The organism is Rothia koreensis (assembly GCF_004136575.1).
Taxonomy (GTDB): Bacteria; Actinomycetota; Actinomycetes; order Actinomycetales; family Micrococcaceae; genus Rothia; species Rothia koreensis.
The window spans coordinates 473,638-490,703 of sequence record NZ_NOIQ01000001.1 but is presented as its reverse complement, the minus strand read 5'-3'; the positions used below and the strand labels follow the sequence as shown (position 1 = coordinate 490,703).

At 65.7% G+C, this 17,066-nt stretch carries 18 protein-coding genes; 7 read left to right on the top strand and 11 right to left on the bottom strand.

Annotated elements, in window-relative coordinates; all coding sequences use genetic code 11:
- Positions 1-101 precede the first annotated feature (101 nt).
- The 3 genes from EWU68_RS02265 (at position 102) to EWU68_RS02255 (ending at position 4,936) form a co-directional block, all read left to right on the top strand.
- Positions 102-2,822, top strand: coding sequence for an alpha/beta fold hydrolase (locus EWU68_RS02265; protein WP_238692261.1), 2,721 nt, complete (start codon positions 102-104; stop codon positions 2,820-2,822).
- A complete protein-coding gene (locus EWU68_RS02260) occupies positions 2,819-3,943 on the top strand; it encodes an NAD-dependent epimerase/dehydratase family protein (RefSeq protein WP_129314226.1) in 1,125 nt (374 codons plus the stop codon). Before EWU68_RS02265 ends, EWU68_RS02260 begins: the two co-directional genes overlap by 4 nt.
- Positions 3,944-4,036: 93 nt before the next feature.
- Positions 4,037-4,936, top strand: coding sequence for a dihydrodipicolinate synthase family protein (locus tag EWU68_RS02255; RefSeq protein ID WP_129314225.1), 900 nt, complete (start codon positions 4,037-4,039; stop codon positions 4,934-4,936).
- Positions 4,937-4,993: 57 nt separating this feature from the next.
- On the opposite strand, the gene EWU68_RS13110 is transcribed toward EWU68_RS02255, so the two are convergent.
- Together EWU68_RS13110 and EWU68_RS02245 are read right to left on the bottom strand one after the other, a co-directional pair.
- Positions 4,994-5,320, bottom strand: coding sequence for a putative quinol monooxygenase (locus EWU68_RS13110; protein WP_193554023.1), 327 nt, complete (start codon positions 5,318-5,320; stop codon positions 4,994-4,996).
- A 40-nt stretch (positions 5,321-5,360) separates the two neighbouring features.
- Positions 5,361-6,560, bottom strand: coding sequence for an FAD-dependent oxidoreductase (locus tag EWU68_RS02245; protein WP_129314224.1), 1,200 nt, complete (start codon positions 6,558-6,560; stop codon positions 5,361-5,363).
- Between the two features lie 202 nt (positions 6,561-6,762).
- Here EWU68_RS02245 and EWU68_RS13130 point away from each other — a divergent pair, with 202 nt between their 5' ends.
- The 3 genes from EWU68_RS13130 to EWU68_RS02235 are packed head-to-tail and all read left to right on the top strand — an operon-like array spanning position 6,763 to position 7,438.
- The gene (locus EWU68_RS13130) at positions 6,763-6,915 is read left to right on the top strand and encodes a hypothetical protein (protein WP_202976675.1); all 153 of its coding nucleotides are present in this window, start codon (positions 6,763-6,765) and stop codon (positions 6,913-6,915) included.
- Positions 6,912-7,142, top strand: coding sequence for a type II toxin-antitoxin system RelE/ParE family toxin (locus tag EWU68_RS02240; RefSeq protein ID WP_238692260.1), 231 nt, complete (start codon positions 6,912-6,914; stop codon positions 7,140-7,142). Before EWU68_RS13130 ends, EWU68_RS02240 begins: the two co-directional genes overlap by 4 nt.
- A complete protein-coding gene (locus EWU68_RS02235; protein WP_129314223.1) occupies positions 7,133-7,438 on the top strand; it encodes a helix-turn-helix domain-containing protein in 306 nt (101 codons plus the stop codon). Before EWU68_RS02240 ends, EWU68_RS02235 begins: the two co-directional genes overlap by 10 nt.
- Before the next feature lie 99 nt (positions 7,439-7,537).
- On the opposite strand, the gene mutM is transcribed toward EWU68_RS02235, so the two are convergent.
- From mutM to coaD, 5 genes are all read right to left on the bottom strand, one after another.
- Entirely contained in the window at positions 7,538-8,485 is a 948-nt protein-coding gene (gene mutM, locus EWU68_RS02230; protein WP_129314222.1) for a bifunctional DNA-formamidopyrimidine glycosylase/DNA-(apurinic or apyrimidinic site) lyase, read from the bottom strand.
- Entirely contained in the window at positions 8,478-9,212 is a 735-nt protein-coding gene (rnc, locus tag EWU68_RS02225) for a ribonuclease III (protein ID WP_129314221.1), read from the bottom strand. The genes mutM and rnc overlap by 8 nt, the downstream gene beginning before the upstream one ends.
- Before the next feature lie 9 nt (positions 9,213-9,221).
- Positions 9,222-9,425: a 50S ribosomal protein L32 gene (gene rpmF, locus EWU68_RS02220; protein WP_129314220.1), complete on the bottom strand. Its 204-nt coding sequence runs from the start codon at positions 9,423-9,425 to the stop codon at positions 9,222-9,224.
- Positions 9,426-9,427: 2 nt separating this feature from the next.
- Positions 9,428-9,940 carry a YceD family protein gene (locus EWU68_RS02215; RefSeq protein WP_129314219.1) on the bottom strand — a complete coding sequence of 171 codons (513 nt, stop codon included), beginning with the start codon at positions 9,938-9,940 and terminating at the stop codon, positions 9,428-9,430.
- 216 nt (positions 9,941-10,156) lie between these two features.
- Positions 10,157-10,627 carry a pantetheine-phosphate adenylyltransferase gene (coaD, locus tag EWU68_RS02210; RefSeq protein ID WP_129314218.1) on the bottom strand — a complete coding sequence of 157 codons (471 nt, stop codon included), beginning with the start codon at positions 10,625-10,627 and terminating at the stop codon, positions 10,157-10,159.
- 107 nt (positions 10,628-10,734) lie between these two features.
- Here coaD and EWU68_RS02205 point away from each other — a divergent pair, with 107 nt between their 5' ends.
- Positions 10,735-12,003: an aminotransferase class I/II-fold pyridoxal phosphate-dependent enzyme gene (locus EWU68_RS02205; protein ID WP_129314217.1), complete on the top strand. Its 1,269-nt coding sequence runs from the start codon at positions 10,735-10,737 to the stop codon at positions 12,001-12,003.
- Between the two features lie 9 nt (positions 12,004-12,012).
- Here EWU68_RS02205 and rsmD read toward each other — a convergent pair whose 3' ends face one another.
- From rsmD to thiL, 4 genes are all read right to left on the bottom strand, one after another.
- A complete protein-coding gene (gene rsmD / locus EWU68_RS02200) occupies positions 12,013-12,576 on the bottom strand; it encodes a 16S rRNA (guanine(966)-N(2))-methyltransferase RsmD (RefSeq protein ID WP_129314216.1) in 564 nt (187 codons plus the stop codon).
- A 93-nt stretch (positions 12,577-12,669) separates the two neighbouring features.
- Positions 12,670-14,955 (bottom strand): ATP-dependent DNA helicase RecG, encoded by a 2,286-nt coding sequence (locus EWU68_RS02195; protein WP_129314215.1) that lies wholly within the window; start codon positions 14,953-14,955, stop codon positions 12,670-12,672.
- Between the two features lie 3 nt (positions 14,956-14,958).
- Entirely contained in the window at positions 14,959-15,921 is a 963-nt protein-coding gene (locus EWU68_RS02190) for a DAK2 domain-containing protein (RefSeq protein ID WP_129314214.1), read from the bottom strand.
- Positions 15,922-15,931: 10 nt separating this feature from the next.
- Positions 15,932-17,041 carry a thiamine-phosphate kinase gene (thiL, locus tag EWU68_RS02185; protein ID WP_162421338.1) on the bottom strand — a complete coding sequence of 370 codons (1,110 nt, stop codon included), beginning with the start codon at positions 17,039-17,041 and terminating at the stop codon, positions 15,932-15,934.
- Positions 17,042-17,066 lie beyond the last annotated feature (25 nt).

The window sequence follows — 17,066 nt, the reverse complement described above, 5'->3', positions numbered from 1 at the left end:
AGGTATTCATGGCCACCGCGAACCGGACAACTCGCCCCACACCACGACCTGGGCCGATCCCGCTCAAGCGTTGGCCTGGAGTGGCCAGGGACGCCAGCAGGGTGATCGACGCCGAATCGACCGCCCCCGTGGATTCCGGGTCGCTGCGTACCTGGCATTTCCTGGACAACGGGCCCGAACTCGAACGCCAGGGGCTCGACCCCGTGGGCACGATTCTTTGCGTGCACGGCAATCCGACATGGTCCTACCTGTGGAGGAACGTCGTCGCCGCCGGTGCGAACTCGGGAATCCAGCCCTGGCGAGTGGTCGCAGTGGACCAGCTCGACATGGGGTATTCCGAGCGTACGGGCCTCGAGCGCAGCCTCGAGGACCGCGTCCGGGACCTCGGGGACTTCACGCGAGCCCTGGGCCTCGACGACGCCGCGGGCCCTGAAGGCGTCGTGACGCTGAGCCATGACTGGGGTGGCCTGATCTCCCAGGGTTGGGGAATGAAACACCCCGACCTGCACCGCGGTCGTATCTTCACCAACACCGCTCTCCACCACGCGCAGGGCGAAGAGATCCCGGGAGCCCTGCGTCTGGCTCTGCACCCGGCCGTGCACGGCAAGGGCACACGGTCCACGACGGCGTTCCTCGACGTGACACTTTCCCTGCACAAGGGAACCTGGGATCCCGAGGTCAGGAAAACCTTCCGGTCCCCCTACACGAGCCCCGCGGCCAGAGAGGGGATCCAGAACTTCGTCGCGGACATTCCCGTGGACGAGGGACACCGTTCCTACGCCGCGATGCAACGTATTGCGCAAGCCGTCGCCGACGATGACCTCCCCTGCCTCGTCCTCTGGGGGCCCGGCGATCCGGTGTTCAAACAGCGCTATCTGGACGACATCCTCGCTCGCAACCCGGAGGCCACCCTCCACCGGTTCGACAAGGCAGGGCACCTGGTCGCCGAGGAAGAGGACATTTCCACGGTCCTGTTCACCTGGTTGGACGAGGCGTATCTGGGGGCTCCCGACGTCGTGGAACGTCACCGGGTCGTCCGCGAGAAGGACCGGAAGGCCTCTCCCCTGGCCCTGGATTACAGGCCCATGGTCTCCGAGCTGGAGGAACGCCGCGACGACGACTCGCTGGCCGTCGTCGATATGGGTCCCGCCGGCCGCGGGCTCAAGGACAGGTCCGGCGACTCGGAGCGTCGGTCCCGGACTCGGCAGGCCACGATCCGCCGCCAACTGTCCTGGCGCGAACTGGCCGAACAGGTCGACCGTACCGCGGAGGTTCTCAGGGATCTGGGTGTCCAGGCAGGCACGCGGGTCAATCTCATGGTTCCTCCGGGATCACGACTCACCACGCTGATCTATGCGTGCCTCAAGATCGGGGCCGTCATCGTGGTCGCCGACACCGGGCTCGGAATCAAGGGGCTCACCAGAGCCCTCCGTGGCGCGTCGCCGGAGTTCCTGGTGGGCATCCCCCAGGCTCTGCTGGCCGCGAAGACGGCGGGGTGGCCCGGGCGTCGGGTTCTCGCGGGGACCGCACATTCGTCGACCCTGCGCCTCCTGGGCGCGGAAACGGGCATCGAGTCGCACGAGGTCTCCGCGGCCCAACCGACGACGCCGTGGAACGCACCTCAGCCCGACAACGTCGCCGCGATCCTGTACACCTCCGGATCGACCGGCCCGGCCAAGGGAGTCGCATACACGCACCGTCAGCTCTCGTCGATGCGTGACGCGATCCAGAACACCTACGGTCTCGGCGAAGGGGCCGGCCTCGTGGCCGGTTTCGCACCCTTCGCGCTGCTCGGGCCCGCTCTGGGGGCGACATCGGTCACCCCCGACATGGACGTGACCCAGCCCAAGACCCTGACCGCGAAAGCCCTGGCCCAAGCCGTCCGGGCCATTTCCGCGACCGTGGTCTTCGCCAGCCCGGCGGCGCTCATGAATGTCGTGGAGACACGCGAGGACATGAACGAGGACGAGCAGGCGGCGATGCAGGGCGTGGAACGGCTGCTCTCCGCCGGGGCGCCGATCACGGTCCCCCTCCTCGAGGGCATGGAGGAGATCTGTCCCCACGCCAAACTGCACACCCCCTATGGCATGACCGAATGCCTCCCCCTGACCGACGTGAACCTGGATCAGATCCGCGAGGCGGAACGCGATGCCGACCCTCAGGACGGCGTCGAAGGCGCAGGAGCAGGGGTGTGCGTCGGCACCCCGGTGTACGGCGCGCGCGTCCAGGTGGTGCCGCTCGACGACACCGGTGCGGCCACGGGCGAGCCAACACACACGCCGGGAATCACCGGTGAGATCATCGCCGCCGCACCCCACGCGAAGGATCATTATGACCGCCTCTGGTGGACCGAGCGGACTTCCGCCTCGATCCCCGGGTGGCACAGGACGGGCGACGTCGGGCATTTCGACGCGACGGGCCGTCTCTGGGTCGAGGGACGTCTGTCGCACCTCATCTCGACGGAGAGCGGATTGCTCACTCCGGTGGCCGGGGAAACGGCCGCCGAAAAGATTTCCGGGGTTCGCCGGGCCGCCGTCGTCGGAGTCGGACCATGGGGGGCCCAGGTCCCGGTGGTCGTGGTCGAACGCGAGTCGGCGCCGGCCCGGAACGGTTCTCGGGCGATCAAGGACGGCCCCGCGCCCCAGGCGCTCGCTCGGGCCGTGCGCTCGGTCGTCGAGTCGGCCACGGGGGTCCGGGTCGCGGCCATTCTGCAGGTTCGCGAGCATCCGACCGACATCAGGCACAATTCGAAGATCGACAGGCCGCGCCTCGCAGCGTGGGCGGATTCGGTTCTCTCCGGCGGAAAGGTCAGGAAACCATGAGCAAGACCGCAGCATGGACGGCTCCCGATCCGAGCGGGCGGCGGGCGATTCTGCCAGACAGCTCCTTGGAAAACTCCAAGGACCGGACCGTCGTCGTGACGGGTGCGAGCGGCCTCCTCGGGTCGCGCGTGGCCCTCAAGCTCATCCGGGCCGGGTACACCGTGCGGTGCTTCCAGCGCAGGGATGCCGTCGCGGTGAGGGAATCCCTGCAGCCCAAGGGGCTCGAACGATTCGAGCAGCATCGTGGATCCATCACCCATCCCGATCACGTGTCCCGCGCCCTCGACGGTGCCGACGCCGTCGTGCACTTGGCAGCGAAGGTTTCCGTCACGGGCCCTTGGGAAGAATATGTCGAGACCAATGTGACGGGTACCCGCATTCTGCTCGAGGGGGCCCGGGCGGAGGGCATCGGCCGGTTCGTCCAGGTCTCCTCGCCGTCCGTGTCCCACGCGGGCTCCGCATTCATGGGGCAGGGAAACCAACCGGCCGATCCCGACAATGCGCGCGGCAATTATGCCCGGTCCAAGGCATACGCGGAGCGGCTGGCCCTCGACTACGATTCGCAAGACCTCCTGGTGGGCGTCGTCCGTCCGCATCTGGTCTGGGGACCCGGCGATACCCAACTCGTTGAGCGTGTCATCGAACGCGCCTCACGCGGAGGGATTCCCCTGCTCGACGCCGGGGCGGCACTGATCGATTCAACGTACGTCGACAACGCGGCCGAGGCCGTGCTCCGTGATTTCGAACGCCTCGAGACCGTGCACGGGAAACCCCTGGTCATCAGCAACGGTGAGCCGCGGACCGTCGGGGAACTCATGACGATGATGTGCGAGGCCGCCGGAGTCCAGCCGCCCCAACGCACGGTCCCCGCGTCCGTGGCCAAGCTGGCAGGCAGTGTGGTGGAGAAGATCTGGGCTCGGCGACCGGGTGCGGACGAACCTCCCATGACTCGGTTCCTGGCCGAGCAATTGTCGACCTCCCACTGGTTCGATCAGCGCGAGACGCACGAATTGCTCGACTGGAAGCCCGAGGTTTCGATCGACGAGGGCATGGAAAGCCTGCGTCGGTACTATCGCCCGCGCAGCAGCGAGAACACCGCGTCGTTGCGCCCGCTCGTCTGAGACGGCGTCCGCACGCCGCTTCGGGGGCGATGAGGAATCACTCGATGTGGTCCACCGGATCGCGAGGGGCATGAACAGGAACAGGAAGTGGTCATGACTGGATTCACCGGATTGAGCGCTTTTCCGCTGACCCCGCTCCGGGATGATGCGGTGGACGATCGTTCATTCGCCGGACTTGTGGAACGTTTGTCCTCCACGGGCGTCGATGCGATCACCGCCTTGGGTTCGACGGGTTCGTACGCTTACCTCACCACGGAAGAACGTGCCCACGTTGCACGCATCGCTGTCGAGCACGCCGGGGAGACACCCGTGGTCGTCGGCATCGGCGCGCTGCGGACGTCGCACGTTGTGGCCAACGCCGAGGCCGCGCAGGCCGCCGGCGCCTCGGGGCTGCTTCTTGCCCCCATGACCTATCAGCCTCTGACGCACGACGACGTCGTCGAGCTCTATCGTGCGGTCACCCAGCACACCGATCTTCCTGTGATCGTCTATGACAATCCCGGGACCACGCACTTCTCGTTCACCCATGAGCTCTACGCCCGCATCGCCGAGCTGCCGGGGATCTGCTCGATCAAGATCCCGGGCGTTCCCACCGATCCGGACGCCGCACGTGCTCACGTCGCAGCCATCCGAGCGGCCGTACCCGAGCACGTGACCATTGGCGTCTCGGGAGATGCGTATGGTGCGGCCGGTCTCGCGGCGGGATGCGACGCCTGGTATTCGGTCATCGCCGGGACGCTGCCCGAACCCGCGCTCGCCATCACCCGCGCCGTGCAGCAGGGCAGGCCGGCCGACGCCGTCGCCGAGTCGGAGCGACTGGCCCCACTGTGGGATCTGTTCGCCGAATTCGGAGGGAGCCTGCGCGTGGTGGCGGCGATAGCCGAGCATCTGGGCCTGGCGCCCGACAACTGTCTGCCCGATCCTCTGCAACCACTTTCGGCCAGCCAGCGCGCGAAGATTTCCGACGTGCTGAGCCACTTGGATCTCGACTAAATTCACCCACCGAACGAACGGCGGCGCCCAAAGAGGGCACGCCGGTCCACGACTGGGTCAGGCCGAGTCGCCGGGCAGCTCCGGAATCACCGCGTGCGGGTGCACATCCACGCGCATCAGCGGAGGCCCGTCCAGAGTCTCGAGGATCTCGTCCCGGAGCTCGTCCGCCAGGGTGCTGTTCTCGTAGCGGTCCTTGTCCTCCTGGGACCGGAAGATCTCGATATTCCACAGGACATCGGGGTCGTCGTCCTCGCGCAGCATGATGAACCGGTCGGAGGCACCGGACTTGAACATGCCCTCGGTCGCGAGCTCGAACAGACGATCACCCATCCCGGGCTTCGCTCGCATCCTGATGACATAGCCGGGCTGGTCGTTGAGTGCCATGGACGGTTTCATCTCCCTTGTCCGGAATCTTCTGATCACGCTATTCCGGGTCCTGGCCACGTGCAAGGGAATTCCTGTTGGGCCCGGCACCTGCATCGTCGAGCTGCATGCCTTCGAACATCTCCACCAGACCAGCAGGCGAATCGGCGCGAAACATCATTTCCAGGCTCTCTGCGGACTCTCTTGCGGCCTCGGTCGCCCGCGGGAACAGCTCGGATTCGTATTCAGCCATCGCCACGTCGACGTCGTCCGGGTGCGAAGCGATGGCCAGCGCGAGCCGCGCACCGTCGTACATGGCAAGGTTGGCACCCTCTCCGGCAAACGGGCTCATGAGGTGGGCGGCGTCGCCCAGGAGAGTCACTCCCGGCACGCGATCCCAGCTGACACCCACCGAAAGTGCGTGGATGCGTCGAGGCGTCAATGGGACATCAGCGTTGCGAATCAGGCCACGGAGAGAGTCGTCCCAGCCATCGAGGCGGTCGAGGACCAGATTTAGTGCCGCCGCCTCGTCGATCCCTTCGAAAACCTCGATCCAGTCTTCGGAAACGCGCAACCCGACGTAAGCGTGCAGGGAGCCGTCGGGCTCTGCATGCCCGAGGACGCCGGTGCTCCCCCGGAAAGCCATGAGCATGCCCTCACCCATGGCCAACGCCTCGGACGGATGCTGCTCCGACGCGTCGAAGAGGTCGGATTCGACGAAAGATATTCCCGTGTAGGACGGCCGGGCGTCCGTCAGGAGCGGCCTCACCTTTGACCAGGCACCGTCCGCCCCAACCAGGAGGTCAGTCGTTACGGTCTGGCCGTTGCTGAAGTCGATCGAAAATCTGCCCGGGCCCTCCGTGTTAGGGCGGACGTTGATGGCTTTGTGTCCCCAGACGATGGAGCCCTGTGGCACCGCGTCGATGAGCAGATCGCGGAGTGCTCCCCGGTCGACCTCTGGTCGGGTAAGATCACCGTCGTCGCTGTCCTCGTACAGGATATGCGCACGGTGGTCGAGGATGCGCATGGCCTCTCCCCCGGGATGGACGATTTCAAGAAAAGAATCCCAGAGCCCGGCCTCCCGGATACCGAGCTGACCGTTGTGATCGTGAATATCCAGCATGCCGCCCTGCACTCGAGCGTGCCGGTCGGCTTCCAGCTCGAACACGGTGGCCTCGATCCCGTGGACGTGGAGAACGCGGGCGGCGGTCAGCCCTCCGAGTCCGGCGCCGAGGATGGCGATGGGGTGGTGCGACATCATGGTGCATGCTCCTCGAAGCGGTCTGGGGCAGATCCGCTGGGCTCAGTTCGGCGTATGAGTTGCGATGATACCGCCCTGAACCGTTGACATGGGCAACGCCGGACGATTCCCGATTCTTGGGACGTATCTGCCGGGGGCAGCGACACGCGATAGCACCATCGGAAACACGAACGCCGACGTGCCCATGGCCGATAGACCCTCCATGGTCTACACTCGTGTCATGTGGAGGGTGGACATTGAGCTGATCGCAGGATGGCTCAGTTCACTGGACGTTGATTCGCGTGAACAGGTCGTTGCCGCGAGCTACTGGAAGATCGCGGCCCGCAACTCGGCCGACCCATCGTCGACACCGTGACGGCGTCCAGGCATCACAATATGAAGGAGCTTCGGCCCGGGTCCTCCGGGCGCTCCGAGCTCCGGATCCTGTTCGCCTTCGACCCCCAGCGATCGGCAATCCTGCTGATCGCCGGCAACAAGGCAGGCAACTGGATCCGCTGGTACAAGAAGAACATCCCACTGGCCGACGACCTATTCGACGACCACCTGCGCAGGCTGAGAGGAGAGCGACCAAGATGGCCATGACGCTGAAGCACTTCGTCGCCGAGCACCCGGTAGATCGGAAGCGCGTCGAGGCGCACAAGGAGCGGATGATCTCCGAGGTCCGCGCATACCAACTGCGCGAGCTGCGAGAACAGGCCGACCTCACCCAGGCACAGCTCGCCGAGCTCATCGGCGTCGGCCAGCGTCAGGTCTCCAAGATCGAGCACGGTGACCTCGACAGCGCCAAGATCGGCACGGTCCGCAGATACCTCGAAGCCGTCGGCGGCGGACTCGCCATCGAGTACGTGGTCGGAGACCAGCGCATCCAGGTCGCCTGACGCCAACGATCAAGAGTAACGTCGTCTCAAAGACAGGCATCCGAGCCCGTCACCTCCACCGAACCGCCTGACCACCGAACGCCCTGCCGCTCTGCTCGCCTAACGCTCCCGCTGGCACACAGGGCACAAGTAGCTCGAACGGTTCATGAATCGTTCCCTGACCACCAAGGCCCCGCACCGCTTGCAGGGCTCCCCCGAACGCCCGTACACGTTGAGCCCACGTTCGAAGTACCCGGACTCGCCGTTGACGTTGACATACAGCGCGTCGAAGCTGGTCCCGCCTTCGGCCAGGGCCGCCGTCATGACCTCCGTACAGGCCGCCAGCAATTCTTCCGCTTGGGACTGGGTGAGGGACCGGGCCGGCGTGGCGTAGTGCAGACCGGCCCGCCACAAGGCCTCGTCGGCATAGATGTTGCCTATCCCGGAGATCGTGGTCTGGTCCAGGAGGACTCTTTTGATTCCGCTGCTCGTCCGGCTCAGACGACGCCGGAAGGATGCCTCGTCGAAGTGCGCGTCCAACGGATCACGGCCGATGTGGGAGACGGTAGCGGGGATTTCGGCCAGGTCGAGAACACTGCTCGACGCCGCAGGCACGGCCTGCCCTTCCGTGTCGACGACGCCGACCACGGGATCGCGATACATCCCACCGAAGATTCTCTGGTCCACGAACCGCATGTCGAGGCGGTTGCCGCCCGGACCGGTCAGGGCCAGCCTGAGGCGCAGATGTCGGTGGTCCGGCGCGCCTGCTTCGGTGAGGAGGACCTGGCCGCTCATGCCCAGGTGAACGACCACGGCCGTCGGGTCGCACGGGCCTGACTGCGGGGCCGCGTCTTCTGGGCCGGCAGACAGCCGCAACCACATGTATTTTCCTCGACGGCAGACGTCGACGATCTTCTGGCAGCGCAGGAAGGCCGCGAATTCCGCGGCCGTACCGGGGTCCCGCCGCAGAGACCGTGTTTCGAGAACTTCCACGGCATCAATGCGCGCGCCGAGAATGTGCCGTGCGAGCCCGGAGCGCACGACCTCCACTTCGGGAAGTTCAGGCACCGTCCGAGGAATCCTCGATCAGCAGCGTCGTCGGGGCGTCTTCCTGGGAGGTCAGGTACCGGTACGCGGCTTCGGCGGCGGACCGTTCGGCGTGTTTCTTCGCCGATCCCGTCCCGACGCCGTAGGTCTTGTCCCCGATGCGGAGATCGGCTTCGAACACACGCGCGTGGTCCGGGCCGGTACCGGTGACCACGTACTGGATCTCTCCGAGGTCGAGCTCCGCAGCCAGCTCCTGGATCTCGGTCTTCCAGTCACGACCTGCTCCGAGGACGAAGTCGTCGTCGAGCAGGGCACTGGTGAGCCGGAGGACCAGGTCACGGGCGCGGTCTCCCCCGCACGAGATATAGGTGGCACCGAACAGTGCCTCCATCGTGTCCGCGAGAATCGAGTCCTTGTCGTCCCCGTGGGTCATCGATTCGCCGCGGCCGAGCCGTATGTGCGGCCCGAGGCCGAGGGACCGGGCAATGGCAGCCAGGGAACGCTCGGACACCACGGCGGCACGCCGTTTGGCGAGTTCGCCTTCCGACAGGTCGGGAAAGCGCGTGTAGAGCTCCGTGGTCACGGCCAGGCCGAGCACGGAATCGCCCAGGAATTCGAGCCGCTCGTTGTGAGGGAGCGGACCGTTCTCGTAGGCGAAGGATCTGTGGGTCAGAGCCAGCTGAAGCGTCTCGGCATCGATATCGACGCCGAGACGCTTCAGGAGCTCTCCGTTGTCCACGGTAGTCATGGGGACGTCTTAGACGTCGGCCACCTTGCGACCCTTGTACTCGAGGTACAGCGGGGTGCCGGCGGAGTCGGTGACGACCTTCGCCTGGTGCGGAAGGCTGTAGGTCACCTTGCCGTTTTCAACGGTCTTGACCAGCTGAGGCGCGGATGCCTTCCACTGGGAGCGACGTGCTCGCGTATTGGCGCGGGACATTTTCCGCTTGGGAACAGCCACGGCTATCTCTCTTCTCTCGTCTCGGTTGTCTCGTTTGCGGCCTCCGCACCGAACAGCCCGGAAAGGGCCGACCAGCGAGGATCCAGAATCTCGTGGTGATGACCGGGATTCTCATCAAGTCGCACTCCGCACTCGGAGCACAGTCCCTGACAATCCTCACGGCACACGGGCTGGAACGGCAGTTGCGTAATGACCGCATCCCGCAGAACCGGCTCGAGATCGATGGAATCGTCCTCGACGCGGTACTGCTCGTCTGCTTCGTCTTCCGACGGGCCTTCTGGTGCAGGTTCAAAAACATAGAGCTCTTGAATGTCAGCCGAAACCGGAAAATCGATGGGATCCAGACAACGGCTGCACTCCCCATGTACGTCCACGGAGGCAACACCACTGACCAAGATACCATCATGAACCGATTCGAGGCGGAGATCGAGCACAATGTCGGAACCCTCGGGCGCTCCGATCAGAGCATTCCCGAAGTCTTGGGGCGCGGCCACCGTCTTCTCGAGAGCATTCATGGTCCCGGGACGATGGGCCAGGTCCCTGACCTCGATCCTCAGGGACGATGAATTGTCATTCTTGATGATGAACTCCTGATTCTGACGTCATGACCGACTGACCAGCCTACCCAGGTCCGCGTGAGCTCACAAGTCCCGCCAGCGGTACGATGTGTCGCTGTGCGCAACATCATGCTTGCCGCGATTCGTACCGTGTCGCGCGACCAGGCGGTCCGGTCAGGGAACCAGCCGCCGGGCCACCGAACGGGGAACGAAACCTCGGATGTCGCCGCCGAAAGAGGCAACTTCCTTGATGAGGGAAGAGGAAAGGTGGCCGTTCTTGGGGTCCGCGGCCAGGAATACGGTCTCGGCGCCGCTGATATTGCGGTTCATCGTTGCCATCGGTGCTTCGTACTCGAAGTCCTTGGAGTCCCGGAGTCCCTTGATGATCGCGGTGGCTCCCTGGGACCGGACGAAATCCGCGAGGAGGCCGTCCGACATGGGTTGGACGACGACGCCGTCGAGCCACCCGAAAACCTCGGTCACCATTTCCAGTCTCTCTTCCAACTGGAATCGGTATTTCTTGGCGGGGTTGTTGGACACGGCAACGATCACTCCGCCGGAAAAGATTTTGGTGGCGCGCGTGATGATTTCGACGTGTCCGTTGTGAATAGGATCGAAGGAACCCGGGCAAACGGCAAGACTCATGTCCCCAAAATAACAGTCGGGGCCACGTATGACAGGCCCAGGACCTGCAGATGCGGGTCATGACGTACTGATCGGCGGAAACGTGTGATCCACCCTACGATGGAACCATGCGCGATCATTCAACTCATACCCTGACCTCATCGGCAACCCTTCAGGAGTCCCGAACCCCGGCCGGGCCGCCGTGGAAGCGCCTGGCAGAGACAGCCGGGCTGTTGAATGAGTCGGGAAGGCTCTCCTCGACGATTTTCGAAGAGATGAGTGCTCTGGCCGTCGCCCATGATGCGATCAACCTGGGGCAGGGTTTTCCGGACACCGACGGGCCGGAGGTTCTCTCACGCGCTCTGGCCGAGGCCGTATCGGGTGGAAAGAACCAGTACGCGACGATCGCGGGATCGCCGGATCTGCGCGGGGAGCTGGCTGAGCACGAGGCATTGAACGGTCGACGTCGCCCCGACCCCGACTCCGAAATCACCGTCACGGCCGGCGCGACCGAGGCGCTGAGCGCGTCGATGTTGGCGTTCCTCTCCCCCGGCGACGAGGTCATTCTTTTCGAACCGTTCTACGATCTCTATCCTGCGATTGCCGGGCTGACCGGCGCCCGCATCGTCACGGTACCCCTGGCGCCCCCGGAGTTCCGTCCCGACCCCGTCCGGTTGAGGGAAGCATTCTCCGATCGGACCAGGATGATTGTGGTCAATGACCCCCACAACCCGACCGGGACGGTGCTCGATCCATCGGAGATGTCCCAGATCGCCGAGCTCGCCCGGGAACACGACGCCATCATCCTGACGGACTCGGTCTACGAACACCTCGCCTTCGACGCTCCCAGTACCGACCCGGCCACTACGGATGCGGGACGGGACAGAACCATCAGGGTGTCCTCGGCGTCCAAGACGTTCTCGATCACCGGGTGGCGGGTCGGTTGGGCGATTGCTCCCCCTGAGCTGACCCGAGGGCTGCGGGTGACCAAGGGCTATTTGTCGCACTCCGCGGCGGCTCCGCTGCAGGCCGCGGTGGCCGAGGCCCTGCGGTGGGCACGTCAGTCCGACTTCTACGACCGGTTGAGGGCACAGTACGAGGACCAGAGAAAGATACTGCTCGACGGTTTGGGCGCCACCTCATTCGATGCGGTCAGCCCTGCGGGGACCTTTTTCTCGGTCGCCTCGACGGAGAAAGTTCCGGATTCCTGGGGACGGGACGGGACCGAGATCTCGGAGAGACTGACCGCGAACGCCGGCGTCGCCGTCGTGCCCCTGCAGGCCTTCGCGACGCCGGAGAACCGTCACCTCTACACCGATTGGGTGCGGTTTGCTTTCTGCAAACGGCCCGAGGTCCTGCGCCAGGCAACCCAACGGCTCTCCGACTCCGGTCTCTGAAGCGGGCGCTCAGTCCTCGGGCTCCGCGAACCACAACGCGGTCTCGCCGTAGCTCCGGTGCCCGAATCGTCTGAGACCGGCGGGCCACGTGGGCTCGGGGTCGCGCGCGGAACGTTCCACGACGAGGACGGCGCCGTCGCGCAGGCCAGGCGTCATGGCTGCCAGGAGTGGGGCGATCTCTGCATCGGTCATCGAGTACGGCGGATCGACGAATACCAGGTCCCACGGCCCCTGGCTCCGCTTCACGTAGCTTTCCGCCGGGGAGTTCACGACGTCGATCCGGGCGTCCGTCCCTGAGGCTTCGAGGGCCCGTTTGTTCCTGGAGCACGCCTCGAGCGCCGACCGGTCACGATCCACGAGCGTCACTGCCCTCGCTCCTCGGCTCGCCGCTTCCAGCCCCAGTGCCCCCGTCCCGGCGAACAGGTCCAGCACGTCCGCACCGCTCAGGACGTTGTAGCCCTCGAGCCGGGAGAAGAGCGCTTCCTTGACCCTGTCCGTGGTGGGCCGGGTGTTCTTGGCCTTGACCGAGGCGAGGCGGCTTCCGCCGGCCCGGCCGGCAATGATTCGACTCATCACGGGTCTCCTTCTTCATTTCTGTGCGGCCGTTGTGGCTCCGCGGCCCACGGTTCCGCGCTCTCGATCCGGTCCAACCACGGACGCGGCGATTCAGCCTCGGTACAAATATTCGGTCGTCGACTGCTCACCGGCGTCCTGCACCGCTCGAAGCAGTGATGGGTGCCCGGACAGGTCCGGCTCCCTGTCCACGAGGCGCCACGCATCCTCGCGGGCCTGTTCGATCGTCTTCACGTGGCGCAACACGGAAAGGTTCTTGAGGGTCGAACGTCGGCCGGACTGGTTGTCTCCGAGAATATCGCCCTCCCTGCGTTGCTCGAGGTCCAAGGTCGAAAGCTCGAAACCGTCGCGAGTCGATGCCACGGCCTGCAGCCTCGGCATGGACGGGCCGTCGTGGTCCTGCTCGGTGACCAGCAGACACGTTCCCTCGAGCTCTCCGCGGCCGATACGACCGCGCAACTGGTGCAGCGTCGATATACCGAGTCGGTCGGCGTCCATGATGATCATGAGGCTCGCGTTGGGCACGTCCACGCCGACCTCGATGACCGTGGTGGCCACCAACAGGTCCACGCTGCCGGCGGCCATACGGTTCATCACGTCGGCCTTCTCCGTGCCATCCATGCGTCCGTGAACCGACCCCAGCCGTATCCCCGAAAGAACCGGCAGAGCAGACAGTTTGCGAACCATGCCTTCCACGGACTGGAGCGGAGTCTCCTGGCCGTCGCCGTCGGGGAGGCGGGGTCCGGGAGCGTCCTCTCCGATGGTCGGGACCACCACGAAGACCTGGTGCCCGGCGTCGATCTCTTCTCGGGCCCTCTCCCACAGACGGGTCTCCCACTTCGGGTGCTCTGCCAGCGAGACGACGTGCGTGGATACGTCCTGCCTTCCTGCCGGAAGCTCGTTCAGGACCGAGACCGCCAGGTCCCCGAACACCGTCATGGCCACGGAGCGAGGGATGGGAGTGGCCGTCATCACGAGTCGGTGCACGGGGCCGCCGTCCCGAGCCGTCAACGAATGACGTTGCCGGACGCCGAATCGGTGCTGCTCGTCCACGACCACCAGCCCGAGCTCGGCGAAGACGACGTCGTCCCCCAGCAACGCGTGCGTTCCGATCACGATGCCTGCGCTGCCGCTGGCGATGTCGAGCAACGCCTGGCGCTTGGCTCCTGTGGGCATCGATGAAGTCAGCACGACCACGCCGATCTCCTCGGCGAGCGGGCCCAGGGTCTTGATAACGGATCTGTAGTGCTGGGATGCCAGCACTTCGGTCGGGGCCAGCATGGCCGACTGGCCCCCGGCGTCGGCGACCTGGAGCATCGCTCGCAGGGCCACCAGCGTCTTGCCCGACCCCACGTCCCCCTGGAGCAGGCGATTCATCGGCTTCTCCAGCGCAATGTCGCCGGCGATCTCGTCGCCGACCTGCCGCTGCCCGTCCGTGAGCCGGAAGGGCAGGATCTGGTCGAACCTCTCGCGCAGTCCTTCCTCCCGGGGTTGGAAGGACAGCGTCCTTTGGGCGTCGAGCACCGCGGACCTCCTGGCCAAAAGGGTCTGAAGGACCAGCGCCTCCCGGTACCTGAAGTACCGCATGGCCTGCTGGGGCTCGTCCTCGTCCCGCGGCCGATGCACGGCCTCGAGAGCTTCGGGCAAGGACATCAAGCGGTGTTTGGCCCGGAGGTCGTCAGGTACCGGGTCATCCAGGAGTGACAGATCGATCGAGTCCAGTACGCGCCCCACGACCGTGGCGATGCGGTCGGTCGTGAATTTTGCCGTCGCCGGGTAGACGGGCAGGGGCGCAGTTGCCATGTCGGCGTCCTCCGAGGCGTCCCCTGGGGCGGGGTCCTCGAGAACCGCGTAATGAGGGTTCGTCAGGGTCAATTGGCCCCTGTATTCATTGACCTTTCCCGAGAACATGACGTGGTCCCCCACGGCCAAGTCCTTGGACGCCGTCCACGCGTTGAAGAAGGACAGCGTCATGGTTTCCCCGATGGGTCCGACATCCGGAGCGGGGAGGCCGCCCCCGGCCAAGCCGTCGAGCCGCGGCGCGAAGCTGCCCTGCCCCGACGAGGCCTGGCCCGTCGAGGCGACGTTCTCCTCCGGAGCGAGCTGGTCGGTCACGGTGACCTCGGCGATCGAGCCGCGCCGGGTGTGCAGGCGGCGGGTGCTCACGGAGAGGATCCGGGAGATGATCGAGACCTCTTGCCCCAGAACGAGATCGGAGAAACGGGTCAGCTCGCCCCGCGGCAAATACCTCCGAGGAAAGTACTCGAGCACCTCGCCGACCGTTTCCAGGCCGAGATAGCGTGTCACGGCGTCTGCCGTCTTGGGATGGAGAACCGTCCGAAGCGGCTGGTCCTCACGACGCTCGGGCGCGCCGGCCATGACCTACTTGTCCTCCGCGGTCAGGGGCTCCGTGGTGATTCCCAGGGGCTTCCCGTGAGGGCTCAGAACGGCCATGGCTTCCGCCGCCTCGCGGACATGCACGTGCACTTTCCATCGGATCTTCTCGCCCTCGTTCTGGGACACCGCGGACATGATCACGGAATCCCCGATCTCGGACAGTTCGTGTCTGACCTGGGCCGCGGAGAGAGCATCCAGGTCGATCGAGCACATGAATTCGACGCCGCCGTCGTCGGCTTCCGAGGATCCGGCCGCCGAGCTCGCGGCGGACCTCTCCTTCGCACGCTGCGGCTCCGCATCCTGAGGAGTCAGCAATTCGGCATACGGCCGGGCTTCCCCACCCGGATAGTCCTCGCCCCGAACCGTGTGGGCCAGGACGTCGAAAATGATCAGCATCCCCAATGCACCGGCGTCGACCCATCCGGTGTCGCGCAAGATCTCCAATTGGGCGTTGGTCCGCCGCACCGACTTGTTTCCCACGCCCACCAGATGCTCGAGCATCGTGCACAGGTTCTTGTTCGAGTCCTCCGCATCCTCCCAGGCGCCCGCGGCCCGGGTGATGTCGTCGATGAAGGACAGAATCGTTCCCTCAACCGGATCGTGCAGCGCACCGGAGACTCGTGTCCGAGCGTGTTCCAAGGCTCTGGCCAGACCGAAGGCGGTAAGTCTCGATTCTTCCCTCAAGGGGTCCGCAAAGCCGGAAAGGATCACGGCGAACAGTGTGCCGGAATTTCCCTTGGCCTCTTCGAGGCAATGACGGCCGCAGATTTCGAACAATTCGCCCACCAGCGTGGTGTTGACCATTTCGCCCGCCTGGGCGCCGGCCCGCACGGTGATCGCCAGGTTCGTGCCGGTGTCGGCGTCCGCCACGGGGAAGACATTCAGGGTATTGAGCTCTTCCTGATGCCTCTCGAGAGCATCGGCCGCGTCCGACAGCCAACGACGCATGAAAACGGCGCTAGACCCGGTCCTTTGCTGCAAAATGATCCCATCCCCTTTGGTCTCGGGGCCTTCCGTCCACGCTGATGTGTGGCGCCCGATCGGTAGATTCTCCACACGAGCCTATCGCAATCGCACCTGCAGGAAGGTCAGCTGTGGATGGCAGCGTAGCGAGGATCCCGTGATCCTCTCCCCCGTGGAGTACCCATTCCAGCGGGTCCTCATCGACGAACGTCGCGGCCCTCCGCAGGGGTTCGACGAGCGGGGTCAGCCGGGAGGAATCGACGTCGATGGCAACTCCTGATGCCCGCGCGACCCGCTCGGCGTCCTTGAGCAGTCCGTCGGACACGTCGATCATCGCGGTCGCCCCGGCCGCGGCAAGGTCCGGTCCGAGATGGAGAGGCGGCAGCGGGCGCAATTGCGAGGCCGCAAGTGCCGACGGGTCGTCCTCGGGCGCTCCCCACGCGGGCCCTGTCTCCGCGTGCTCCGGGACCGGCATCGGAAAGGCCCCCTGGCGGTCCATGAGAATTTCCAGTCCGGCGGCGGCGCGTCCGACCGTTCCCGCAAGCACCAGGACGTCACCGGGTCGGGCTCCTGATCGGAGCACCGGACCGGAGGCGCGACCGCGGGCCGAACCATGGGAGGCATCCAACGGGCCGCCTTCCGGGACCGTGCCGAATGCGGCGACGGTCGCGGAGAGTTCCGTTCCGGACCCGACGTCGCCGCCGCCCACGGTGCAGTGCGCGGCCCCCAGGGTCCGGATGGCCGCGCAATAGCCGCGCGCCATGTCGGTCACCCAGTCGACCGGGGTCTCCGGGGGCAAGGTCAGGCTGATCACGAGCCCCGTGGGCAGGGCACCCATCGCGGCGACGTCTGCCAGGTTCTGCGCCGCGGACTTCCACCCGAGTTCCCACCCGCGGACGGTATACCCGCAGGGGTAGGTCCTGAGGTAGTCCTGCCCCTGCGTCTGGGTATCGACCGTGACCACGGTCCGGCCGGGGGTCAGGTCATAGACGGCGCAATCGTCTCCCGGGCCGAGCAGGAGCCTTCCCGACCGTGCGGCTTCCGCCCGCTCATTGTGCGCGGCGAAGATCTCGAGAACGGGACGGAGAAGCTCTTCCTCGCTCACCTGAGCGACCGTCCACGGTCCGACC